A 24635-nucleotide genomic window follows, 5' to 3' on the forward strand; every position below is an offset into this window, starting at 1 on the left:
CTCAACGTCTGTCTGCCGGCCCGGGCGGGCCGGCAGTGCTGCCATGTCGTCCTCAGGATACGCCGAGGAAGTCGTTGATCGTCAGGTTGTGGCGGCCTTGCAGCGAGAGTTCGAAGTCCGCCGCATTGTCCCCTTGCGTATTGCCCCTGATCACCGTGAACTCTTCGCCGTCGCGCATCTCATGCGTGATGGTCACGTCGCCGATCGCATCGATGGTCTGGCCAGCCTCGAGCTTCATCGCACCCATGCCGGAGAAGTCGATCCGGTCGCCGGTCTGGAAGCCGTAGATCGTGTCGCCATTCGCATTGGCTGCCGAGGTGAACTTGAAGATATCGTCGCCAAGCCCACCATCGATGACGTTGACCGCAGAAGAGGCTGTGATCGTGTCGTGGCCGGAACCGCCGATGAAATTCTCGAAGCCGTAGAAGGTATCCGAGCCCGTTGTCCCGCCGCTCACCGAGCCACGCTGGTTGAAGCCATTGCCGAGATCGACCGTCAGGTTGGCGCTGGTCGCTGCATAGTCCAGCGTGTCGGTGCCGTCTTCGCCATAGTAGACGTCATTGCCGTCATTCAGCGTCGCAATCACCGTGTCGTCGCCGGCACCCGCCCAGACACGGTCGTCGCCTGCTCCACCCTCGATCACGTCATTGCCGGCATCGCCGAAGATGAGGTCTGCACCGGCCCCGCCGAAGACGATGTCGTTGCCACCGCCGGCATGCACCTCGTCATCGCCGAGCCCGGCATTGATGACGTCATTGCCGTCACCGCCCGAAACAACGTCGTCGCCGTCCTCGCCACGCAGAATGTCCGAGCCGCCCTGACCAACAAGAACATCCGTACCAGCACCACCAAGGATCGTGTCGTCTCCACCAGCGCCAAGCAATGCATCCGCAGCGCTTGTGCCGATGAGCGTCAGTGCTGCAATCGGAACCGGCGTTGGCGTCGTGCTGCCACCCGTACCAGCACCTCCACCCGTACCGGAACCGCTGCCAGAGCCGGCACCATCGCCATCTTCGTCACCGTTTCCTTCGCCTTCGCCGTCCGAAGAACCGTCTTCATCGCCGTCGCCGTCGTCTCCACCCTCGGTGTCGCCGTCGTCCTCGTCGTCACCGTCATTGCCAGTCTGGCCATCGTCATCGCCGTCCTCGTCGTCGTCACCCCCAGCGCCATTATCGCCGTCAGGACCGTCTTCGACGTCGGACGAGAAGATGTCCTCGGGGAGACCGGTCAGGCCGGTGTTGCGAGCGACGATGTCAGAGAAGCCCTGGCCATCGATGAAGTTCTCATAGAGGTCGAAATTGTCGAAGCGGTCCAGATAGTAGAAGCGGTCGGCTTCCTGGAGGCGATCGAACTGCTCATGCAGAACAACCCAGAAGGTATCGCCGGCCATGCCGCCATTGAAGTGCTTTTCAGCGAGACCACCAACCCAGAGGTCGACGCGATCGATACCCTTAACCAGACCCGTTCCGTCTCCTTGGATTGCAACGATGTTGCCGTTGATGGCCTTGAAGGCTTCGATCTGGCTCGCCTGCAGGATCAGATCCGGGTAGGCTGCCATGAACTGTGCGATGACGACATCGCTGATCCCGTTCCGCTGCTGGAAGTCCTGCCAGCTCGAATAGGGGTTCATTGAACCACCATTGGCTTCGAGATATTCAACAGCGAACTTGACATAGGGGTCAGTCGACGCCTTCAGCTCGGCCTTTACCTGGTTCATCGTGCCAAGACCGACATCCCAGCCGCGTGCCACGTTAAAGGCGAAGAGGTCGGCACGGATGCGCACCAGATCGTTGCGCACCGCATCCACGATATTGAAGTCGACCTCTTCAGCAGGCTGCTCGACAATGCCGGCGAGGATCGCTCCGGTGCCCAGCTGCTCGTATCCAGGCTGCGGATTGTAGCCCATGGCCTGCAGCTGAACGAGCTGTTCCGGCGTGAACACATCATTCGTGGGGTTGAGGAAGGCATCGAAGAGATTGACGGAGTAGTTCTCGCCGTCAGCCCCTTTCACAGTAATGGTGTCACCGATCAGCGAGTGGCCGATACGATAGACCGAGGCCGCAAATTCATGGCTGATGCTTGCATCCGCCTGCTCGTTGTAGCCAGCAAAGCCATGGCTGCCATTGCCCTGAATGCCACCGATCAGAACATCGGCGAATTCGGTGAACACGACGCGCTGATACTCGGCCTCGTTGACCATTTTCGCTGCCTGGAAGATCTCTTCCGGCGTACCCACGAACCCGGCATCCAAAAGCTTGTCGACATGGAAGTTGTGGTTACGGGCCCAAATCGTGTGCATCGACGTCAGCGTGACATTCTCGTTCGCACGCCCGTCACCTGCGACATAGTGATCGAGGAGATTGATGATCGGATTGGTGTCCAGGAGAAGTGCATGGCCTGAACCCATGAAATCTGCCGCCAACGCGCGAACTGTCGCTGCGTTATATGTGCCGGTGTCTTCATTCCACAGCGACGGATAGTAATCGTCGAGCGTGATGCCCGCAGCCGGCAGGTCTGCACCCCGGAAGATCGTCCCGGCGTCCCGATGGTGATCGAGCAGCTCGCGCAGCGTCGTCATCAGTTGGAAACCAGGCGCCGAGGGGTCCTCGCCTCCCATATGGAGCCGAGCGCCGCCCCCCTGATTTCCATCGCTCTCTCGCAGAAGCTGGCCGACGATCTCGTTCGAGCCATAGGCTTGGTTCTGATCCACATAAGGCGAGGTCTTGTTGACGTGCTGAGGGATATCGGACGGGGATTCCAGCGGATTGGCGAGCGCGGCACGCGTCAGATCCGTGAAATTCGAAGCGACCGGCCCAGGCACATCGACGCCGTCGATTACGATCTTCCCCGCCCCTCCCTTGGGCAGGAAATCAAGACCGTGGTCGAAATACTGACCAAAGGCCATGAAGAAGATGTTCGCACCATTTGACGCCTTCGGAAGGTCGGCCTCCTGTGTGCCCAGGATGTCGGAGATTTCGCGGGCATCAAGGCCATCGAAGATCGGGTTGATCGTCCGGTTGATGATCGCACCATTTCCGTCGAGAACAACGCCATCGCCATATCGAGCCTGCGTGAGGCGGATGAAGTTCTCGTCCGCAGCACCATAGGTCGGGTTGTCGATATTGTTGCCGAAGCCCGAAAGCGTACGGACACCGGTCGCTCCGGCAGTGTCATCGTCCCCTTCGAAGGCCGCAAGACCCTTGAGGAGATTGGTGATGCCCTGGATGTCGCGCGCCGTGTATTCGAATGCGCCCGCGGGGCCGGGAATTGTACCGGGGTTCTCGACCCCATGTTCGCTCGGGAGAGCAAGCTGTGGCACCTCGCCCGAGAAGGTGATCGAGTGCTGCCCATTCGAAAGCGTTTTCGTGCCGTCGCCGTTCTCTGTCAGCGCATAGTCTGTGGGATTCGCGCCTTCGGGGATCTCAACGACATCCTGTGCACGCAGGGTACCGATGATCGTGTCCTGGCCCCCGGCGCCTCGGAATAGAATTCGATGCGCGGACTCCAGGTCCGAAATGTTGACCGTGTCGTCTCCCTCGGAGCCTTCGATCGTGATCGTATTAAAGTTCAGGCTGGTGGGGTTGAAGTTACCGATCGGGATGACGAGATCGTTCCCTGGACCGGTGTTGATGATGATTTCCTCGATATTGTCGAGCTCGGCGATCACGTTGTTGTTGGCCGTACCATTGCGAGTGATAACGATCTCGGTGTTGGCATTGAGAGTCCGGCCAGGCAGCGCGAGCCAGTCGGCTCGGGCATAGATGCGATAGGTTTCTGCTGTATTGTTTCCGTTGACGATGAAGGTGTCATTGGTGCCTGCGCCACCATCGATGAAGTCGCGACCATCTGTGCGGGTAAAGACCGGTATCCCCAGTACCACGATCGGATTATCCACCGTCCAGCTAATGGTGTCATCGCCAGCGCCAGCGTTGATCGTGTCATTGCCACCATTACCTGCGATGACATCGGCCCCATTTGTGCCGTTGATGTTAGTGCCAAGAGCACTTCCGCCGATCGTGTCACCGACGGGAGTGGTCGGTGTGGAGGTCACCGTCGTCAGCGCACCAGCGCCATCGGTATACGTCACTTGAACCCGCAGCAGATTGCCGACCTGTGCCGCAACTGGCGTAAACGTCGACGCGGTGGCAGCTGCGATGTTACCCCAGGTCGCCCCATTGTTGGTCGACACCTGCCACTGATAGGCAAATGCCCCGAGGCCATCCGGATCCGCAATACCTGCCGTATTGACGGACAGTTGTTGGGGCCGAGTGGGCGTCAGATCGGAAATCACGGGAACGCCGCTCTGACCTTCCTGCGCGTTGGTTACGGTGACCGCGAGAGCCTGGGTGTCGACTGCAATTCCGTCCGAGACCTGGACCACAACGTCATAGACGTTGTTGCCGCCGGCATCCGTCGGTGCTTCGAAGTTCGGCGCAGAAATGAACGACAGAACACCAGTGTTCTCGTCAATCGAGAACAATCCTGCATCTGCCCCACCGCTGATCGAATAGCTCAGCGCCTGACCCGCATCGAGCTCCGTTGCGGTTACAGTGGTAACGACGGTCGAGTTTTCGGGACGAGAGATCGCGGCCGTATCACCGCCCCCGTTCGACGTGATGACGGGTGGCCGGTTCAGCAGATCTTCGAGCAAGACCGTCGAACCGTCTCCAAAGCGCAAGGCTTCAATGTTCGACAGGCGGTCCGTTCCGTCAGACGTAACGAGCCCAAGCGTACCGTCTGGATCGACCGATACATGGGTGACAGTGACGCTACCGTCCGCGTTGCGTATGAACGAGTAATTTTCGCGGACGTCAGAGTAGACTGCGACGTCGACATCTCCCGATTTGCCGCCATCGACGATTTCGCGAACGATCGTCATCTGGCCTGGCGTGATCGTACGCTCAAGCAGAAGGTCGGAGAGAGCCTTGCCGCCGAAAGCCGGCGCCGTATTCGTCGGGATTTCACCGTTGACGAGCTGCGACTGCAGATAGACGGGACCTGCGAGGCTGTCGGCCGTGTAGATGGGGCCATCTGGCGTTGGTGAAATTCTGATCCGCACATTAAGCCAGGCATCGCCATCGATGACGTCATCGCCACCGCGGCCTTCGATGAGGTCGCTGCCGCCGCCGCCGAGCAGGATATTGCCGTCGTCGAAGGCGATTTCAGCCTCGCGGGCGGCTTCGCCTACAGTTGTGCTCGTCTGGACGAGGTTGCCCAGCAGCTCCCGCAGGCCGGCGATGCGATCGATGCCTGCCTGGCTGAGGTGGTGCTTGACCATGGTGTTTTCGGCGCCGGCAAGGTTCGCACCCGGCTCGGCCTCGGGATCCGGCGTTGACGGGAAGGCCGTCGCGCGATTGTCACCGCGAAGCACGTCGTTCTGCTTGTAACCCGAAAGACCTTCGACAGCGTCGAAGCGGTTGCGCAGGATGTCTTGCTGGTCGGTCGTGAAAATCGGCTTGGTCAGATCCGCATCGGCATTTTCGCTGTTGCCCTTGTAGATCGCCCAGTCATAGCCCCACATGCCTTCATTGCGCATGACGCTTTCGCCCTGCACCATGATGTCGTCGCCGGACTCGGCGTCAAAGTCATGTTCGTTCTCGCCGGCGAACATGACGTCGTGGCCGAGGATAGTCGAGTTGAAGAACAGTTCGGAATTGTCGCCGGCTGTCGTGTCGAAGCCGTTGCCGCCTTCGATCCAGTCGTCGCCTTCGTTGCCGAGCAGGAAGTCGCCGCCTTCGCCGCCGAGCATGAAGTCGTCGCCTTCGCCGCCGAACATCTCCTTGCCATCAGGGCCGGCGATCAACACGTCAGAGCCCTGGTTGCCAAAGACAAGCGCCAGGCCGGAGCCGCCATGGATGACGTCGTCTCCTTCCTCACCCATGAGGAAGTCGGTTTCGCCGATGTCGGTGCCGGAATTGGTGATGATATCGTCGCCTTCACCCCCGTGGATCTTGTCGACACCATAGCCGGCTTCGATCCGGTCATTGCCGCCACGGCCCCAGACGGTGTCGTCGCCGCCACCAGAAATGATGATGTCGTCACCGTCAGTGCCCTGGATCAAGGCGTGATCGAGACTGTTGAACTGGAGGAAATTGGTGCTCGCATCCCGCTTCACCATGGGCGACAGCGCGTTCTGGAAGAGATCGGTACCCGTCGGATCGTCGTACCCCCACTTCTCCTGGTCTTCGAGGTCGACGTAGAGCACATGATCCGGGACGGAGAAGATGTCGCCCGGCACGGCATATCCGGTCTCGCCGATATCGGTGTTGCGGATGACCATTTCGGCGAAGGAATTGGCTTCCAGTTCGTTGAGAAGGTTCAGACCCTGGGTGCGCGACAGATAGTAGAAACGGTCGCCGTTCTGCAGGTTTTCAAGCTGGAGTTCGAAGACGAAGGAGAAGGTCGAGCCCAGCATGCCGCCGAAGGCCATCTTCTTCTCGGCCAGACCGCCAATCCAGAGATCGACGTCGTTGAGGCCGCCAAGGCTCTGCGCATATTGCCCTGTGCCATTGAGGAAGGCCTGGCGATCCGTCTCATCCAGCGTGCTGTCACCGAAGACGAGCTTCATCGCTGCATCACGTTTGGCCTCAGCAGTCGTGGCACCGGTAATCGTCGCATGCGTTCCATAGGCAGCGATAAAGTTAACGATCGACGCCGGGTTTTTGAGGTTCATGCCGAAGTCGACCCAGTTCTTGTAGGGGTCGAGCTGTGTGTCGCCGTTGGCGATTTCCTTGAACTGGGCGCGCGCAGCATTGAGGCCCGGAAGACCGGTCTCGCGGCCGCGAGCGATGTTCAGCGCCGCAAGGTCGAGCGGAATGCCAACCAGATGGTTGCGCAGAACGTCCGTGACGAATTCGTCGATCTCGTTGCCGACCTGCCCGGTCATGCCGCGGATGACGGCGCCGGCGCCCTGGTCGGCGGTGATCTGACCAGGTGCGTAAGCTGTCGGGTTCAGGAAGGCGGTGAACAGGTCCATCGACGACTTGGCACCTGAGGCGCTCACGCTGTCTACGGTCTCATTCAGCATCGAATGGCCGAAGCGATAGACGACATGGGCGAACTCGGCGAAGATTGCCGGATTGATATCCATCGACGGATTGAAGACGAAGGCGTCGACATCCGGCTGGACCTTGCGGGCGAACTCTTCGAAGACCAGATGCTGGTACTGCATTTCGGTAGTGAAGCGGGCTGCCTGGAACAGACGCTCGCCATCCCAGTTCAGCGTGGCAAGGTTGCCGGGCAGAGCCGTCACGTCCGTCGCGAGCCATTCGTTCAGGAAGGCCAAGTTGCCGCTTTGGGCCGCAGCGATCGCCTGTGCCTTCACCTGCTCGACAATGCGGTTGTGCTCGGAGTGGAAAATGTGGTGGACGGCGGTCAGGCCGATGTTTTCGTTGCCGCGACCGTCGCCCGTGACGAAATGCGCGTCGAGCAGTTCGTTGTCATAGGTGGTGGCCTGACCGAACTCATTGAGCGGGATGGCATTGTTTGCGACAGCATCGGTATCCGCCGTCTTCATGATGGCGGGGGTGGCCGGGTTGCGGTCGTTGTCGACCAGGCCGGGCACAGCATTATGCGCGATGTCGTCGAGGAAGGCATGGCTGGTCAGGACGGCATTTGCGAGGCTTATCGGCGTCGTGAGGTTGCCTTCAACCCAGACGATGTTGTTCGGAGTGCCAGTGGCGACCATCGGAAGGCCATTCGGGCCGCGGACGAATTCGCCGTAGGCGTCCATCTTGAACAACGGCACGGCCCCGACGAACTCATCCGTCAGGTTAATGCCAAACATGTCACGCGCCTGTTCCTTGACTTCGCCCCAAGTGGCGATGCCCTTGGCCCCTTCGAGCAGGTGACCCGTCGATACGGGCTTGCCGTCGACCAGCTTGTATTCGCGCAGGAAAAGTTGCTTCGAAGCGACGGAGGAGTAGGTCTGGTTCTGATCGACGAACGGCGTGGTCAGGTTGAGCGGCTGTTGTGGCGCGCGTGTCAGCACCATGTAGTTGGTGAAACTGCCGGGCACGTATAGCGGGTCATCCTGTGCCAGCGGAATGTAGATCTTGTCGTTGCCGCCCTTCTGGACCAGATCGAGGCCGTGATCGAAGAACTGGCCGAACAGCGTGAACCAGGAATTGTAGGGCGCCGATAGGCCTTCGTCCGGCGCCACGTTCTCGATCAGTATGGAAGGGCCATCGAAGGTGATGCCGTAGGTCGTCTCAAGCGCAGGCGCCACCGTCTTCGTGACGTCAGCAATGAGCACTGCAACAGTCTTCTGTTCGGCTGCCGGAAGCAGACCGTTGGCCGTCTTGGCCGAAGCCAGAAGCCCATCGAACTGCGTCTTGATTGCCGTCACAGCGTTGAGGACATTGCCTGTGAAGCCGGCCTGCAGGAGGGCCGTGTAGATCGCAGCGGGGTTGGACAGCGTCTGATCGACGATGAGGTTAGAGATCAGTCGGGGATCCGCATCGGCCACGGCGCCGGTCGGGTTGTAGGCGCCGCCGATCGTTGTGAAACTGTTCTGCCCGGTCCGGATCTGAAACGTGTCCCCGTCGCTGACGCGCCACTCGTCGCTAAGCAGGTCGAGGAACGGCTGATCGACTGCGCCCCAATTCTCGCGACCGGCGCCCAGATTGTTGTAGCTGCCGTCGACGGTGCGCAGACCGTAGGGTACGTGCTCGGCGCTGATCGCGAGTGTTGCGCCGGCAGTGCCCGCCGGCACCAAGTTGCCGAGCTCATCGACCCAGATGTTCATCAGGGCCTTCGCATCGGCCCCAGAATGAGCGATCGAGTTTGCTTCGGCGATCTTGATCTGCCGCAGGATGAATTCGAGATCGTGCTGGTTGACCTGGACCATGCTTTTATCGGGGAAGCCCCCGCCTCCGATGTTCGCCCCTGTACGTCCTGTCAGGGTTTTGTCAGGAGAGCAGGGTCTCACAGCCACGCGGAATGGTAAGGGTACTTGGTCTCGCGAAATCATGGATCAAAGTCCAAACTTAGTTCAGACCTTGGTCTGAACTTCTGCAGAACGCAGTCGACAAGAAGACTTAAGCGTGCATCAATTCGAGCCCAAGTGTAGGCAGGGAAACTGCATCACTATACTGGGTGCCTCTGGAAGGCGCGGGGGAAGGGAAAACTGATGCTTATGCCCTGGGCAGAACTCGGCCCGGTGTGATGAACACCAAGTCGAAGAAGATTGCACATGAAATTGCGCCGCTATCCTTGGTCCAGAGCGCCTGGACAAGGCTGAAATCCCTGTCGCTGTCGGCACAGTTCCTGATTGCGGCATCCCTGATCGTCTTTGGCCTGATGACCGGCGTGAGCCTGTTTGTCGCCGCACAGGTCGAAAAGGCGGCCCGGAATGCGGCGGGCTCCGCAGGAGGCGTCAGACTGCAGACCCTCGTCGCCCCCCTGTTGGAGCGCGCCGAAGACGGGGAGTTTCGCTTCGACGAGAAATTTCAAGCCAATGTTTCCAGCCTGATCGGGACCGGGCCTCCGGGACAGCGGATCATCAACATCAAGATCTGGTCTGCCGATGGCCGACAGGTCTATCCACCTGATGCCTCCGGGGAGCCCCTGCTGTTTGACGAGCTCGAACAAGCCCTCGCCGGAAGGACGATCGTCTCCCGTACCACGGTTGCCAAACACGCCTATACGGACGAAGAGGAAGCCCAGTCTCTTCTCGAGGTTTATAGTCCTCTCGTCAGGTCGTCCGAAGGTGTGGTTTTGCTGGCGGGTGAGATCTACGAAGAATCCGAAGTGCTCGAACGGCAGATTGCAGAGACCCGGCAAACGTCGATGGCTGGCGTCTTTCTTCTGTCTGTGCCGATGCTGTCAATGCTCTATCTTGTGGTCAGGCGGGGCGCGCAGCTTATCGAACAACAGCGCCGAACTCTGAAGGAAAGCCTCCGCAACGCCATCGAGCTGTCGGTTGAAAACAATCAACTCCGCCTCCTCGCCGACAATGCGCGGACAGAAGCCGGCAAGCTGAATGAGCGCATCCTGGATCAGATCGGTGCGGACCTGCATGATGGTTCGGTTCAGCTTCTCACGCTCCTGAAGCTGCGTTTGAGCGATCTGGTCACGCCGCGGCCGGATGTCTCCCCAGAGATGCGGGATGCCCTCACCAAGATCCTGGATCTCGTGGGCAGTGTTCTCGATGAGGTACGTAACCTGTCGGCCGGGTTGGTGCTTCCCGAGCTTGAGCATGCCACCATTGACGAGGCTCTCCAGTTGGCAACCAAGCGTTACCTTGAGATCACGGGACGTGAAACGGTCTTGACTGGGGGCGCAGGCACGGATCTGCGCATTCCTGATCTGTCGATCTGCCTCTACCGGTTCGTTCTCGAAGGGCTGATGAACAGCTACCGTCACGCCCACGGCAATTCTCACATGGTGCGCTGCAGCTTCAAACGCGGACGTCTGTTCGTCGCGGTGGTGGATATTGGCCAACGCCCGGTCTTGTCGTCGAAACGTGAGGTGCAGAGGGCGCGATTGGGCAAGGTCAGCCAGAAGCGACGCGTCCGCACATTTGGTGGTCGGGTACGCTACTTCCCACGCCGAAACGGTTCATTTGTTGTGGCCAGCTTGCCGATCGGAAATGTCGACTGATACCAAGTGTTGATGACAAGAACCCATAGGATCGGTTCCTATCATCGGCACTTGGTATGATTGTCAGCTTGCGATCCGGTCCCGCGGCGACGTCCGGTTCCTCACGGCAATCACGAGTTCGACGCGATTGCGGACGTTGAGTTTGCTCATCAGTGAAGTCATGTAGTGTTTGACCGTCTTTTCGCTGATGTTCAGGCCGACACCGATTTCCCTGTTCGTCATGCCCTTGAGCAGGCCGCTGACGATCTGCTCCTCGCGATGGTGTAGCTGCTCACGCGGCTGTGCCTTGCGCCGCAGCTCCGACGTCTTCATCGACACGATGACTTTGGTTGCAAAGCCGGGTGTGATGTAGGTCTCGCCGCTGTGAGCACTGATGATGGCGTGATGCAAATCCGAAGATGATGCGCCCTTGAGGACATAACCGCTGATACCAGCTTCGATGAGTTCGACGGCGGGCTGGATCGCGCTGGAAGCCGTGAAAACGATAACCTTGGTCGCGGGATAGGAGGCCAGCATAACGTCGATCGCTGCGAAGGCGTCTCCCGGCATGCTCAGATCCATGACGATTACGTCTGGATGATGGTTTTCCAGGATGTTCAGCGCATCCACGCTGGTATGGCCCATTGCCACGACATCAAGATCAGCCTTGGTCCTGTACAGGCTGACCAGTCCCTCCAACAGTATCGGATGATCGTCTACAAACGCGACACGTACAAGCATTACCCCTACCCCTCTAGGGATATATTTACCATGGTAAATACCTTTCAGGAAGCAGTTGTTTAAGTTTCAGTTAATACTGGCGCGGCCTTTTCTGGTAGAGTCGGCGAGCCGGCGCCCCGGCTGCAGTTGCTGGTCTGCGCTGGGCTACGACTACTGTGATACCAGTTTGACCCTCAAAGCGATTTACGGCTGGCCAGCTTATATTCTAAACTGTATATGTTTATTATCTAATATTGACTTCTTGGAAGCCGTTAGTTGGCGAGTGATGAGCTTGGCGTTTGCGCTTACTGTCGGGTTCGACCAGACAATCTGGAAAGCCCGTCATTGGGAATTGCGCGCTGTCGGTGGACGAGCTTCAACGCAGCCTAACGCGCAATCGCCAGAGGTTTCCGCGTTGGCTCGTGGATCATGACGTCCATCGGCAAACCATAGATGCGCTGGAGTGCTTCAGGCGTCATGATCGTCTCTGAGGCTCGCTGTATGATCACGCGGCCTGAATGGAGCGCCGTGATGGTATCGCAAAAGCGGGACGCCATGTTGATGTCGTGCAGCACGATGATGATGCCGAGACCCTTCTCCTGAGACAGCTTGCGGACCAGTGAAAGGACCTCGATCTGATGGGAAATGTCGAGGGCCGAGATCGGTTCGTCGAGCAACAGGTATTCCGTATCCTGAGCCACCAGCATGGCGAGCCAGGCGCGCTGTCTTTCACCGCCCGAGAGCGTGTCGACGAGGCGGTCGGCGAGTGGGGCGACACCGGTCAATGCAATTGCTTCCTCTGTCTTTTGTCTGTCCACCTCGCCGAAACGACCGAAGGCGCCTTGCCAGGGATAGCGTCCAAGCGACACGAGTTCGCGGACGGTCATTCCGGCAGCCGAGGGTAGGTGCTGCGCCAGATAGGCGACCTTGCGCGCCAGCGCCCGGTCGCCCCAGGTGTCGAGCCGTCGTCCGTTCAGGGTGATGCTGCCGCTCGTGGGCATTTGCTGACGTGCCAACAGTTTCAGAAGCGTCGATTTGCCTGAGCCGTTGTGCCTGATCAGTCCGAGAACCTGGCCATCGATCGGGATCTCAAGCGTCAGTGGCGCAAGAATGGGCCGTTCGGCCACATCGAAGGCGACGTCGCAAAGAGAGAAGGTCGATCTCTGTCTGTTCAAGATTTCATCCTTTTTACTCGATCTGGGCAGAGACTGCGGCAATCCTCGATGCCCGGAATGCGATCCCTCAGACAGCAGACTTTCCGGCGACGCACGCGCATCCGTCTTCCTCGACGTAGCGGATGGCATCCGTCATCGGGGCGGGTAGGTTGAAGGCTGGGTTTTTCCCGGGAAGCTGCCGGACAATCCACTCGAGATAATGCGCCGCATTGCCCCAGAATACTTTTCTCGACAGGCCGCTCTGCCTTGCCAAGGCATCAATGAGCGGGGTCAGGTGCGTGGAGACCAGCAGGGAGGCTGCCTGGTCTGCCTCCTCTGTCGTGAAAGCGGCGGGGAGACGCAAGGCGACCGGCTCGCCGTCGTCGACGACGACGATCACTGTGTTCTCGATCTCGGCATGAACGGCTTTTCCCCCGATCACGGACAGGGCCATGACGGGGATGATCACGGTTGCCAGATATTTCTGCGACCATAGGGAAACCAGATAGCCATCGGGTTTGACGCCAAAGCGACGTGCGTAGCTTTGCATGAGACAAGCAAGGGCATCGGCTTCCAGCACCTGTGCGGATGGCTCCACCCTGCGGATTTCCGGTCCATGGGACAGTCTGTCCCTGATCGGCGACAGCGGGCCGCTCAATCGCGCGAGCCGATCCTGCGGACTGCTGATCCCGTTCATGGGTGTCTCCGGTAAAGGAGCCACAGGAAGTAAGGTCCACCGACGAAGGCCGCGAGGACGCCTGCCGGGATCTCGTAGGGGAAGTGAATGCTGCGACCGAGCCAGTCAGCCGCGGTCATCAAGGTTGCCCCGATGGCTGCGGCGCACAAGGCCCGGTTCAGCGGTTTCGGAGGCGTGGTCATCGCCGCGATATGGGGCGCGATCAGTCCGACAAAGCTCAAGGGGCCGACGATCAAGGTTGCCGCGGCGGTGAGGACGGCTGACAGCGACAGGAGCCACGTTTGGCACCGTCGTGGGTGAAGCCCCAGTTCGCGCGCCGCCTGGTCTCCGAGTGGCAGGATTTGCAGCCAGCGTCGAAAAAGCGGAAGCAGAGCAAGAGCGACCAGCAAGATCGCCAATCCCGCCAACCCGGTGATTGCCGTGGCGCGGTAGGTCGGCCCCATCGACCAGGCCAGCACATAGACCGCACGCGGATCGCCGCTTGCCAGCACAACAGTGATGAGCGTGGCGGCAAATGTGTCGATGGCGGCACCCGTGAGCAAGACCGGTCCGGGCGCATGGGCTGATTTGGCGGTGATGGCCATCATCACCAGAAATGTCGCGAGCGCCCCGCCAATGCCGCCGAGCAACATGACCAGCGGAGAGGACAACACTCATGGCGGTGCGGGTCACAAAGAAACATGCCTTGAAAACTCATGTTAAACTTTTGCGGGCGCTGCATGCAAGCACAAAGCCCAAGCCGCCAGCCGGTATCGCCCAAAGGAGTTGGCGTGAGCCACTGTCGATCCTCTCGCAAGCAGACAGCCAACGCCCAGCAGGACCTGATATCGGTTGGAACAAAGTCGGGTCGGGTGGCTTTTGCAAACTTGGCGCGGGCTGTGGCTGGTCGAATGTCGGTCGCATCCCGGCGAATAGGCCGGAACCGTTCCCGTGGGGACGCGATAACGAGGTGAGTTGATGAATGAGACTAGCAAGGTTCGCCTGACGGTGAACCGGATATCCCGCGAGATCGACCTCGACAACCGAACCACATTGCTCGACCTCTTGCGAGAAAACCTGCAGCTCACGGGCACCAAGAAAGGCTGCGACCATGGCCAGTGCGGCGCCTGCACCGTCATCGTCGACGGACGTCGGATCAATTCGTGCCTGACACTCGCCGTCATGAACGAGGGCGCTGAGGTCACCACGATCGAGGGGCTGGGCGCGCCCGGCGATCTGCACCCGATGCAGGCCGCTTTCGTAAGGCATGACGGGTTCCAGTGTGGTTATTGCACGCCCGGCCAAATCTGTTCCTCCGTCGCGATGCTCGAAGAGATCGCGGCCGACGTCCCCAGCCACGTTACCGATGACCTGATGAACAAGGCACGACCGACCGCCGAGGAGATCCGCGAGCGGATGAGCGGCAATATCTGTCGCTGCGGTGCCTATTCCAACATCGTCGATGCCATTACCGAGGTCGCGGAAACACGCTCATGAAAGCCTTCACCTATGAACGCGCGGCCTCGGCCGAAGCGGCAGCGCAAATTGCCGCATCAAATCCGCATGCCAAGTTTATCGCCGGCGGTACCAATCTTCTCGATTTGATGAAGCTCCAAATCGAGACGCCGACCCATCTGATCGATGTCAACGGGCTGGACCTCGACGAGATTGAACCGACGGCGGACGGTGGCCTGCGGATCGGGGCCTTGGTGCGCAATACAGATCTGGCAGCCCACGAGATTGTCCGTCGAGACTATCCGCTGCTTGCGCGGGCGCTGCTTTCCGGTGCTTCCGGGCAATTGCGCAACCGCGCCACGACCGGCGGAAACCTTCTGCAGCGGACCCGCTGTCCCTATTTCTACGACACCAATCAACCCTGCAACAAGCGGCAGCCGGGCAGCGGCTGTTCGGCCATCGGTGGCTTCAGTCGGCAGCATGCGGTCCTCGGGGTAAGCGACGCCTGCATCGCGACCCATCCCAGCGACATGACCGTTGCGATGCGCGCGCTCGATGCCGTCGTCGAGACTGTGAAGGCGGATGGCAGCCGGCGGGTCATTCCGCTTGCCGACTTTCACCGTCTGCCGGGAGACACGCCGCATATCGAAACGGTCCTGGAGCAGGGCGAGATCATCGCGGCAGTCTGTCTGCCGCCGCCGATCGGCGGCACCCAGATCTATCGCAAGGTTCGCGACCGCGCATCCTATGCCTTCGCGCTCGTGTCTGTCGCAGCCGTGATCCAGCCGGACGGGTCCGGGCGGATCACTCTCGGGGGCGTCGCGCACAAGCCGTGGCGGATCGAGAATGCGGAGGCACAACTGCCGAACGGTGCTCAAGCGACGGCGGCAGTCTTGCTCGCTGGCGCCCGACCCACGGACCAGAACCGTTTCAAGCTCGCTCTCGTGGAGCGCTTGCTGAGCGCCGTCATTGCGCAAGCCAAGGATTAAAGCTCATGAAGTTCGACAGGCCAGAAACGACCAATCCCATCGACAATCTGAAGGTGATCGGCCGGCCCACGCACCGGATCGACGGCGAGCTCAAGACGACGGGTCGCGCCACCTATGCCTATGAGCACTGGGATCTCGGTCTCAAGATCGCCTATGGCTATCCGGTGGCTGCCGGCATTGCCAAAGGGCGCATCATCAAGATCGACAGCGAGAGCGCCCGGCAGGCACCTGGCGTCATTGCCGTGGTCACCACACTTGACGTCGGAAAGCGCGAGAAGGGTGAGCACAATACGGCAACGCTCTTTGGCGGAGATGTCGTCCAGCATTATCATCAGGCAATCGCGCTTGTCGTTGCCGAGACATTCGAGCAGGCACGGGCGGCTGCTTCGCTGATCGACGTCTCCTACGAGCGCGAGGAGGGGTTTTTCGATCTGTCCGAGGCCATGAAAACGGCAGAAAAGCCCTCGGAAGATGAGGCGCCCGACACTGCCTTCGGCGACTTCGATGATGCCTATGCTCGCTCGTCTGTGACGCTCGATGCCGAGTACAGCACGCCGGACCAGTCGCATGCGGCGATGGAGCCGCATGCCTCGATGGCAGTCTGGGACGGCGATGAACTGAAGATCTGGACCTCGAGCCAGATGATCGACTGGTGGCGGACGGATCTTGCGACCTTCCTTGGCATGGACAAGGAGAAGATCCGGCTGATGTCGCCCTTCATCGGCGGAGGCTTCGGCGGCAAGCTGTTTCTCAGGGCGGATGCGGCGCTTGCCGCGCTGGGTGCCAAGGCTGCTCGATGCGCGGTCAAGGTCTCCCTGCCGAGGCCTGTGATCATGAACAATACCACCCATCGGCCGGCGACGATCCAGCGTGTCCGGATCGGTGCCGATAGCCATGGAAAGATCGAGGCGATTGCACATGAGAGCTGGTCCGGCAACTTGCCGGAGGGAAGCCTCGAAACGGCGGTCAACCAGACGCGACTTCTCTATGCGGGCGAAAACCGCATGACCGCCATGCGCCTGGCGATGCTCGACCTGCCCGAGGGCAATGCGATGCGCGCGCCGGGCGAAGCGCCGGGTCTGATGGCACTCGAAATTGCCATGGACGAGATGGCAGAAAAGCTCGGCATCGATCCTGTCGACTTCAGGGTCATCAACGACACGCAGGTCGATCCGGAAAACCCGGATCGCCCCTTCTCGAAACGCGACCTGATCGGTTGTCTGCGCCTCGGTGCAGAACGCTTCGGCTGGAGCGACCGGGGAAAGCCTGGAGCGCGGCGCGACGGCAACTGGCTTGTCGGAACCGGGGTCGCCGCAGCCTATCGCGACAACTTGCTGGTTGAGTCCGGTGCCCGGGTCCGCCTCGAAAGCAATGGTCGGATTACCGTCGAGACTGACATGACCGATATCGGCACGGGCAGCTACACCATCATCGCGCAGACCGCTGCCGAAATGATGGGGGTGACGCTGGAGGAAGTCGATGTCCGGCTCGGCGATTCCAGCTTTCCGGTATCCGCCGGCTCCGGCGGTCAGTTCGGTGCCAATTGTTCGACGGCTGGCGTCTATGCAGCCTGCGTCAAGCTGCGCGAGGCCGTTATCCAGAAAGTCGGCTTCAACGCGCAGGATGTGACATTCGAAGGCGGTCAGGTTCGCTCGGGCAATCATGCGATCCCGCTATCGGATGCCGTCGGTGCTGATGCTCTGGTCGGCGAGGACACGATCGAATGGGGTGATCTCTCCAAGACCCATCAGCAATCGACCTTCGGCGCGCACTTCGTCGAAGTGGGTGTGGATATCGTCACCGGAGAATGCCGCGTACGGCGCATGTTGGCCGTTTGCGCCGCCGGCCGCATTCTCAACCCGATTACCGCGCGGAGCCAGGTGATCGGTGCGATGACCATGGGCATTGGGGCCGCGCTTTCGGAGGAGCTTATCGTCGACACGAGCCGAGGCTTTTTCGTCAACCACGATCTCGCCGGTTACGAGGTGCCCGTGCACGCGGACATTCCGAGCCAAGAGGTGATCTTCCTCGACGAAACCGATCCGATGTCGTCACCGATGAAGGCCAAGGGTGTCGGCGAACTGGGGCTGTGCGGCGTATCCGCGGCGATTGCGAATGCCATCTACAACGCCACGGGTGCTCGTATCCGCGACTATCCGGTCACGCTGGACAAGCTGATCGGACATCTGCCCGCCGATTTTTGATCTCGGACCGCTAGAGCGCGCGCGCGGCATCGATGTCGGGCGCGTCTTTGCTCCCCGTGTGAGGGTGCCGCCTATGGAAGGCGGAGCGTTGCGATCCTGTCGAGTTTGAGGATAGCATCACCGCCTCGGAACTGGCGTACTTTTCGCGGTGCGCCGGCAAACTACGATGGCGAGGTCACAGGGCCGCCTGTTCGCTAATGCCTTCGGGAGAGGCCAAGTGCATGATCGAAAGACCAGAATTTTTCCTGCGCCAGCTGTTCGACCGTGCCGTAGAGGTGGCGGATCCGATGCGGACGCTCAAGGATTTTCTGCCTGAAAAGCCGAAGGGTCGGGTGATCGTCGTCGGAGCTGGCAAGGCGAGTGCGCGGATGGCGGAAGCGGTCGAGGCGGTCTGGGGTCCCTGTGAAGGCCTCGTCATCACGCGTTATGGTTATGGCAGGCCCTGTCGTGGCATCGAGATCGTAGAGGCGGCCCATCCGGTCCCCGACGAGGCGGGCCTGAAGGCGACGGCGCGTCTGCTGGATCTGGTCGAAAGTGCCGGCGAAGGCGATTTCGTGCTGGCGCTGATCTCGGGCGGAGCCTCGGCGCTGCTGGTCCAGCCGGTGCCGGGCGTCTCGCTTGCCGAAAAGCAGGCGGTCAATCAGGCCCTGCTCGCGTCAGGCGCGCCGATCGACCGGATGAATACGGTTCGAAAACAACTCAGCCGAGTGAAGGGTGGGCAATTGGCCGCCGCAGCCTGGCCGGCTCAGCTCTTCGCCTTGATGATCTCGGATGTGCCGGGAGACGATCCGGCCTTCATCGGCTCCGGTCCGACCGTTGGCGATCCGTCGAGCCCGGACGACGCTCTGGCCGTGATCGATCAATGGAAGATAGCGCTTCCTGGCGGGGTTCGCGAGGCATTGGCACGGGGCTCCGGGGTCGTCAGACCCGGCGATCCGCGCCTCGCCCGCGTGCGCAACGTTATCTATGCCGCGCCCCGGCAATCGCTGGAGGCGGCTGCGGAACTCGCCCGAGAGGCGGGTTGCGATGTTCGCATTCTCGGCGATGCCCTGGAAGGCGAGGCGAGGCTGGTGGCCGAGGCCCAGGCGAAAGAGGCTATAACCTTGCAGCACTCCCTGCGTGCCGGGGATCCGCCGATCCTTCTCCTCTCCGGCGGCGAACTGACGGTCACCCGGGGCGGCGACGGCATTGGCGGGCCCAATGCTGAGTTCTGTCTGGCGCTTGCGCTGGCTCTGGATGGCGCCGCAGGTATCCATGCGCTCGCTTGCGACACGGATGGCGTCGATGGTGCCGCCGAAGTCGCCGGCGCCGTCATCGGTCCCGAACTTCTGAAGAAGGCTGCCGAACTGCGTTGCGACCCAGAGGTCGCTCTGCAACGAAATGACGCCCATTCGTTCTTCTCAGCGTTGGACGCGCAGGTTGTCACCGGCCCCACCCTGACCAACGTCAACGATTTCCGCGCGATCCTCGTGCAGCCGCGTCCGACCCCATCAAGGCTTTAGCCGAAATTTCCGTTCACTGACGAAACCCGACGCGTGATGGGGGCTGGTGCTCGCTGCATTGGTGTGCCTGCGAGAAATCCTGTGGTTGATATCCATCATGATAAATTATTGCATTAGAGTTATCTATGTGAATTAATAGCGCACATAAAGGATGCCAAATCGAAAGGATTTCCCCATGAAGAGGCTGTTCCGGAGCGCATTTGCCGCTGCCGCCTTGAGTGCCGCCATGATCGCCGCCCAACCGGCGAGCGCGCAGACCCCGCCCAATGTCCTCGTCGTCGGGCAGATCGCCGAACCCAAGTCTCTCGATCCGCATACGGTGACCGCCACCAATGATTTCCGCATTCTGGTGAATGTTTATGAGGGCCTTGTGCGCTTCAAGGACGGGACGCTGGAGATCGAGCCGGCACTTGCGGAGAGCTGGGATATCTCGGAGGACGGCAAGACCTATACGTTCAAGCTGCGTCAGGGGGTGAAGTTTCACGACGGTTCGGACTTCACCGCCGAGGCCGTCAAGTTCAACTTCGACCGGATGCTGAAAGAGGACCATCCTTTCTACAATACCGGCCCCTTTCCCCTGTCGTTCAACTTCGCCTCGGTCGAGGCCGTCAACGTGATTGACAGCCAGACTGTCGAGTTCAAGCTGAGCGAGGCTTTTGCGCCCTTCCTGTCCAATCTCGCCTATCCCACGGGGCTGATCGTTTCTCCGGCTGCGGTGGAGCAGCATGGCGCCGACTATGGCCGGAACCCCTCTGGTACCGGACCCTTCAAGTTTGCCGAATGGCTGTCCAACCAACGTGTGGTCGTCGAGCGCAACCCGGACTACTGGGGTGAGGCTGCGGCCCTCGAAGCCGTCGTCTTTCGACCCGTGACAGATGCAAACACGCGTGTTGCCGAAATGCTTTCCGGAGGCATCGACGTGATGGTCGAGGTGCCGCCGGACAATCTCACGACCTTCCAGCAGGATGCCGCGTTCTCTGTCGCCGAGCAGGCGGGGCCACATGTCTGGTTCGGCATCCTGAACACGAAGAGCGGTCCGTTCGCCGACAAGCGCGTTCGTCAGGCCGCCAACTACGCCGTCAACAAGGAGACGCTGGTCAACGATGTGCTCCAGGGCACGGCAACAGTGGCCGCTGGTCCGATCCCGCCTGCCTTCAACTGGGTGGAAAGCTCGGTCGAGCCCTATGCCTACGATCCAGAGAAGGCCAAGGCCCTGCTCGCCGAGGCAGGTGTCGAGGCGCCGGAACTGACATTCTACGTCACTGAAGGCGGTTCGGGCATGCTCGATCCGGTGACGATGGGTGCCGCTATCCAGGCCGATCTGCAGGCTGTCGGCTTCAACGTCAAGATCGAGACCTATGAGTGGAATACCTTCCTCGGTCGCGTCAACCAGGGTCTCGACGGTCAGGCTGATATGGCCGAAATGGCCTGGATGACGAATGATCCCGACACCGTGCCCTATCTCACGCTGCGCAGCGATGCGATGCCGGATAAGGGAGGTTTCAACTCGGGCTACTATTCCAATCCTGAGGTCGACGCGTTGCTGGAGAAGGCGCGCACATCGACGGATCAGGCTGAACGCGGCAAGCTTTACGCCCAGGTCCAGCAAATCGTGCATGACGATGCGCCCTGGCTGTTTGTTGCCAACTGGAAGCAGAACGCGGTCACGACGGCAGCTGTCCAAGGCTTCAAGCTTCAGCCCTCCTTTCTTCTCAACCTGCACGGTGTGACGAAGCAGTAATCCTCCTGCGACTGACGCCAGCGGGTAATCCGCTCGCCGGCGTCAGCCTTGAACGTGCCCGGAGGTTGCGATGTCGGCCTATATTCTCAAACGTCTGATCGCGGTCGTGCCCGTGCTGTTCGGCCTGTCGATCATCGTCTTCCTGGTGATGGCCCTCATTCCCGGGGATACGGCGACCGCCATTCTTGGCGCCTATGCAACGCCTGAAAATGTCGAGCGGATCAATCGCGACCTCGGTCTCGATCAGCCTCTGTTTCAGCAATACCTGGTCTGGATCGGCAATGTGCTGCAGGGTGATTTCGGCCGCTCCTATGCCCTGAACCGACCCGTGCTGGACGAGGTCCTCGAGCGTTTCGGCGCGACCCTCATCCTTGCCGGCGTCTCTCTCGTCTTGTGCACGGTCATCGGCCTTCTCGCCGGTGTTGTCTCGGCTGTCCGGCAATTCGGATGGGCGGACCGCGCGATCACCTTCTTCGTGCTGGCCGGGATCTCCATGCCATCCTTCTGGCTGGGGCTCCTTCTCATCTACCTCTTCGCGGTCAAGTGGCGCATGCTGCCGGCCTCGGGCATGTATGCCGTCTATGGGGGAGGGGACATCAAGGACCTTCTGCTTCATCTGGTGCTGCCCGCCGTCACGCTGTCGGTCGTCGCGGCAGGCGTGATCGCGCGTCTGACGCGGGGCGCCATGCTGGAAGTGCTTCGGCAGGACTTTGTCCGCACAGCCCGCGCCAAGGGACTTTCGGAACGGCGGGTCATCTATGGTCACGCGTTTCGATCGGCACTGGTCAGCATCATTCCGGTGATCGGCATCCAGTCCGGCTTCGTGCTCGGCGGCGCCGTCTATATCGAGACCGTGTTCCAGTGGCCGGGTGTCGGGGCCATGCTGGTCAAGGCCATCTCCAGCCGCGACATCCTGCTGGTGCAGGGCGGTGTGCTCGTCGTTGCCGCGAGCTACGTGCTCTTCAACCTCGTCGCCGATGTTCTCCAATCCATGCTCGACCCGAGGATCCGCACGTGAGTACCGTATCCGAGGTTGCCCAGCCCAAAGTCGCTTCCAGCCGGATCACATCCTGGCGGCTGCTCCTCAACAACCGTCTCGCGGCGGCAGGTCTCGTGCTGATCGGGTTGATCGCTCTCTTGATCCTGCTTGTGCCGATCTTGCCTCTGCCCGATCCCGATGCCACCGCGCCGGCAGAACGGCTGAAGCCGGTTCTGACGGCCGGGCATCTTCTCGGCACCGATCAGCTTGGCCGCGATATCCTGAGCCGGCTTTTGTGGGGCGCGCGTCTGTCCGTCACGGTCGGCTTCACGGCGACGCTGATCGCCGCGCTGATCGGGTCGGTCATCGGCATTGTCGCTGGCTATGTCGGTGGACGCACGGACAATGCCATCATGCGTGGCATCGACATGCTGATGGCCTTCCCCTACATCCTGCTGGCGCTGGCGATCGTTGCCGCGCTCGGGCCGGGCCTGATGAACGCGCTCTATGCCATCGCCATCGTCAACATCCCCTTTTTCGCGCGAAATGTGCGCGGCGTGACGCTCGGATACGCCCATCGCGAATTCGTCGATGCTGCGCGCCTGTCCGGCAAGGGGCACCTGTCCGTCATGTTCACCGAGGTGTTGCCGAACGTGGCGCCGGTCATCGTCATCACGATGTCGACGACGGCCGGCTGGATGATCCTGGAGACGGCGGGCCTCAGCTTCCTCGGTCTGGGCGCGCAGCCGCCCCAAGCCGATCTCGGGTCGATGCTGGGCGAGGGGCGGGCGCAGCTCTTCACCGCTCCGCATGTGTCGATCGTGCCGGGCATCATGATCTTCCTCATCGTCATCAGCCTGAATGTGCTGGGTGATGGCATTCGCGACGTTCTTGATCCGCGTCTGCGCTCCGGGGCGCTGGCGCGTCCCGGACCTGTCACGGAAATTGCGACCGATCGAAACGTTCCGGAGAACTCAGTCCGGGACGCTGCTCTTTCCATCGAAGGTCTGGAGACCGGTTTCCGCAGCGGAGACGACATTATTCCGGCCGTGCGTGGGGTTTCCCTGCATGGGAAGCGTGGCGAATGTCTCGGGTTGATCGGTGAAAGCGGGTCGGGGAAGAGCGTTACGGCATTATCTGTGATGGGGCTCGTTGCCTCCCCACCGGGCATCATCCAGAGTGGCGCCATTTATGTGGGCAATGAAGACGTGCTGGCGATGCCGCAGACACGACTGATCTCCCTGCGTGGCAGCCGCGTCGCCTATGTATTTCAGGATCCCCTGACCACCCTGCACCCCATGTATCCCGTCGGACAGCAAGTCGAGGAAGCGATCGCCGCGCATCAGTCGTTCGGCACACGTGAGCGCCGTGAACGGGCGATTGCGCTGCTTGAAAAGGTTGGCATACCGGAGGCCCGGGAAAGGGCGAAACACTATCCGCATCAGCTTTCGGGCGGCCAGCGCCAGCGTATCGGCATTGCCATGGCGCTTGCCAACGATCCCGATGTGATCATCGCCGATGAGCCGACGACCGCTCTCGACGTCACCGTGCAGGCCCGCATTCTGGAGCTCTTGCGTGATCTTCAGCGCGAGCGCGGGATGGCGCTTCTCTTCATCACCCACGATTTCGGCGTCGTGTCGGAGATTTGTGACCGCGTCGCCGTGATGAAGGACGGTCAGATCGTCGAGACCGGTGAAACGCGTGCGGTTCTCGCCAACCCGCAGCATGACTACACGAAGCGGCTGATCGCCTGCGTGCCCGAACTCGGCACCGGCGCGCAATTCCTGGAGCGTGTCGCCCGGCTCTTCCCTAAGCAGAACGCGGAGGCGTCATGACGACGTCTGCGATCCAGGTCCGTGAGCTCACCAAGTCCTTCGGTGGCGGGCGCAGCCTGTTCGGCAAGGAACGGCACGAGGTCAAGGCCGTGAAATCCGTGTCGCTGGATCTTATGCGCGGTGAAACGCTTGCCGTCGTCGGGGAAAGCGGATCGGGAAAGAGCACGCTTGCCCGCATGCTGGTCGGGCTCGAGACGCCGACCTCCGGCAGCATGCTGATCGGGGGCAAGGATGCGGAGGCGCTTCGGCGGGAAGGGCCGCGGGCCTTCGGCAAGACGATCCAGTATGTCTTTCAGGATCCGGTTGCTTCGCTGAACCCGCGCAAGACAATCAGCAACATCCTCGAGACCCCGCTCAAGCTGCTGTGCGGATACGAGGCGCCCAAGCGGAGCCAACGGATGAACGAGCTGCTGGACGCGGTGCAGATGCCGGAAAACACGCTCTCGCGCTATCCGCACGAATTTTCCGGCGGGCAAGCACAACGGATCGCGATCGCCCGGGCACTCGCTGCAGAAGCGGAGATCCTGGTGTTCGACGAGCCGGTGAGCGCACTCGACGTCGGTGTGCAGGCGCAGGTGCTGTTGCTTCTCAGCGATCTGAAAACGCGTTTCGACTTGTCCTATCTATTCATCAGTCACGACCTTGCCGTTGTCGAGGCAATCTGTGACCGCGTCGCCGTCATGTATTTCGGTGAGATTGTCGAGCTGGCACCCGCTGCAAGGCTTTTTGCCGATCCTGAACACGCCTATACAAGGCGGCTCGTGGCCAGTGCGCCTCGCATCAGGAGAGAATGACGCGC

Annotated in this window: 14 protein-coding genes; 9 read left to right on the forward strand and 5 right to left on the reverse strand. The window is 60.8% G+C overall.

All coding sequences use genetic code 11. The features are described 5' to 3' along the window. Window positions 1-52: 52 nt before the first annotated feature. Window positions 53-8848 (reverse strand): peroxidase family protein, encoded by an 8796-nt coding sequence (locus SJY08_RS21585; RefSeq protein ID WP_377278230.1) that lies wholly within the window; start codon window positions 8846-8848, stop codon window positions 53-55. Window positions 8849-9165: 317 nt separating this feature from the next. On the opposite strand from SJY08_RS21585, the gene SJY08_RS21590 reads away from it, so the two are divergent. After that, entirely contained in the window at window positions 9166-10602 is a 1437-nt protein-coding gene (locus SJY08_RS21590; RefSeq protein WP_377278232.1) for a sensor histidine kinase, read from the forward strand. Between the two features lie 63 nt (window positions 10603-10665). On the opposite strand, the gene SJY08_RS21595 is transcribed toward SJY08_RS21590, so the two are convergent. The 4 genes from SJY08_RS21595 to SJY08_RS21610 form a co-directional block, all read right to left on the reverse strand. Beyond that, window positions 10666-11322 carry a response regulator transcription factor gene (locus SJY08_RS21595; RefSeq protein ID WP_069043002.1) on the reverse strand — a complete coding sequence of 219 codons (657 nt, stop codon included), beginning with the start codon at window positions 11320-11322 and terminating at the stop codon, window positions 10666-10668. 365 nt (window positions 11323-11687) lie between these two features. Further along, the gene (locus SJY08_RS21600) at window positions 11688-12476 is read right to left on the reverse strand and encodes an ATP-binding cassette domain-containing protein (protein ID WP_377278234.1); all 789 of its coding nucleotides are present in this window, start codon (window positions 12474-12476) and stop codon (window positions 11688-11690) included. 67 nt (window positions 12477-12543) lie between these two features. Next, the gene (fhuF, locus tag SJY08_RS21605; protein WP_377278236.1) at window positions 12544-13152 is read right to left on the reverse strand and encodes a siderophore-iron reductase FhuF; all 609 of its coding nucleotides are present in this window, start codon (window positions 13150-13152) and stop codon (window positions 12544-12546) included. Then, a complete protein-coding gene (locus SJY08_RS21610; RefSeq protein ID WP_377278238.1) occupies window positions 13149-13805 on the reverse strand; it encodes an iron chelate uptake ABC transporter family permease subunit in 657 nt (218 codons plus the stop codon). Before SJY08_RS21610 ends, fhuF begins: the two co-directional genes overlap by 4 nt. 304 nt (window positions 13806-14109) lie before the next feature. Here SJY08_RS21610 and paoA point away from each other — a divergent pair, with 304 nt between their 5' ends. The 8 genes from paoA to SJY08_RS21650 all read left to right on the forward strand — a co-directional run bounded on the left by paoA (window position 14110) and on the right by SJY08_RS21650 (window position 24630). Further along, the gene (gene paoA / locus SJY08_RS21615) at window positions 14110-14628 is read left to right on the forward strand and encodes an aldehyde dehydrogenase iron-sulfur subunit PaoA (protein WP_082347642.1); all 519 of its coding nucleotides are present in this window, start codon (window positions 14110-14112) and stop codon (window positions 14626-14628) included. Continuing rightward, complete coding sequence (locus SJY08_RS21620) at window positions 14625-15575, forward strand: FAD binding domain-containing protein (protein ID WP_377278240.1); 951 nt, start codon at window positions 14625-14627, stop codon at window positions 15573-15575. Before paoA ends, SJY08_RS21620 begins: the two co-directional genes overlap by 4 nt. Window positions 15576-15580: 5 nt before the next feature. Further along, window positions 15581-17779 carry an aldehyde oxidoreductase molybdenum-binding subunit PaoC gene (gene paoC, locus SJY08_RS21625; protein ID WP_377278242.1) on the forward strand — a complete coding sequence of 733 codons (2199 nt, stop codon included), beginning with the start codon at window positions 15581-15583 and terminating at the stop codon, window positions 17777-17779. A gap of 221 nt (window positions 17780-18000) precedes the next feature. Beyond that, entirely contained in the window at window positions 18001-19281 is a 1281-nt protein-coding gene (locus SJY08_RS21630) for a glycerate kinase (RefSeq protein ID WP_377278244.1), read from the forward strand. 175 nt (window positions 19282-19456) lie between these two features. Next, on the forward strand, window positions 19457-21022 hold the full coding sequence (locus SJY08_RS21635; protein WP_069043009.1) for an ABC transporter substrate-binding protein: 1566 nt from the start codon (window positions 19457-19459) through the stop codon (window positions 21020-21022). A gap of 70 nt (window positions 21023-21092) precedes the next feature. After that, a complete protein-coding gene (locus tag SJY08_RS21640; RefSeq protein ID WP_069043010.1) occupies window positions 21093-22040 on the forward strand; it encodes an ABC transporter permease in 948 nt (315 codons plus the stop codon). Then, the gene (locus tag SJY08_RS21645; protein ID WP_377278247.1) at window positions 22037-23836 is read left to right on the forward strand and encodes a dipeptide/oligopeptide/nickel ABC transporter permease/ATP-binding protein; all 1800 of its coding nucleotides are present in this window, start codon (window positions 22037-22039) and stop codon (window positions 23834-23836) included. Before SJY08_RS21640 ends, SJY08_RS21645 begins: the two co-directional genes overlap by 4 nt. Next, window positions 23833-24630 carry an ATP-binding cassette domain-containing protein gene (locus tag SJY08_RS21650; RefSeq protein WP_377278249.1) on the forward strand — a complete coding sequence of 266 codons (798 nt, stop codon included), beginning with the start codon at window positions 23833-23835 and terminating at the stop codon, window positions 24628-24630. Before SJY08_RS21645 ends, SJY08_RS21650 begins: the two co-directional genes overlap by 4 nt. Window positions 24631-24635 lie beyond the last annotated feature (5 nt).

It is taken from the genome of Rhizobium sp. R86522, assembly GCF_042466255.1.
Taxonomy (GTDB): domain Bacteria; phylum Pseudomonadota; class Alphaproteobacteria; order Rhizobiales; family Rhizobiaceae; genus Allorhizobium.

What these genes read in the sequence shown, in the direction of transcription:
- SJY08_RS21585 (WP_377278230.1), bottom strand. Translation starts at nt 8,848, where the DNA reads ATGGTCCAGGTCAACCAGCACGATCTCGAATTCATCCTGCGGCAGATC.
- SJY08_RS21590 (WP_377278232.1), top strand. Translation starts at nt 9,166, where the DNA reads ATGAACACCAAGTCGAAGAAGATTGCACATGAAATTGCGCCGCTATCC.
- SJY08_RS21595 (WP_069043002.1), bottom strand. Translation starts at nt 11,322, where the DNA reads ATGCTTGTACGTGTCGCGTTTGTAGACGATCATCCGATACTGTTGGAG.
- fhuF (WP_377278236.1), bottom strand. Translation starts at nt 13,152, where the DNA reads ATGAACGGGATCAGCAGTCCGCAGGATCGGCTCGCGCGATTGAGCGGC.
- paoA (WP_082347642.1), top strand. Translation starts at nt 14,110, where the DNA reads ATGAATGAGACTAGCAAGGTTCGCCTGACGGTGAACCGGATATCCCGC.
- SJY08_RS21620 (WP_377278240.1), top strand. Translation starts at nt 14,625, where the DNA reads ATGAAAGCCTTCACCTATGAACGCGCGGCCTCGGCCGAAGCGGCAGCG.
- paoC (WP_377278242.1), top strand. Translation starts at nt 15,581, where the DNA reads ATGAAGTTCGACAGGCCAGAAACGACCAATCCCATCGACAATCTGAAG.
- SJY08_RS21630 (WP_377278244.1), top strand. Translation starts at nt 18,001, where the DNA reads ATGATCGAAAGACCAGAATTTTTCCTGCGCCAGCTGTTCGACCGTGCC.
- SJY08_RS21635 (WP_069043009.1), top strand. Translation starts at nt 19,457, where the DNA reads ATGAAGAGGCTGTTCCGGAGCGCATTTGCCGCTGCCGCCTTGAGTGCC.
- SJY08_RS21640 (WP_069043010.1), top strand. Translation starts at nt 21,093, where the DNA reads ATGTCGGCCTATATTCTCAAACGTCTGATCGCGGTCGTGCCCGTGCTG.
- SJY08_RS21650 (WP_377278249.1), top strand. Translation starts at nt 23,833, where the DNA reads ATGACGACGTCTGCGATCCAGGTCCGTGAGCTCACCAAGTCCTTCGGT.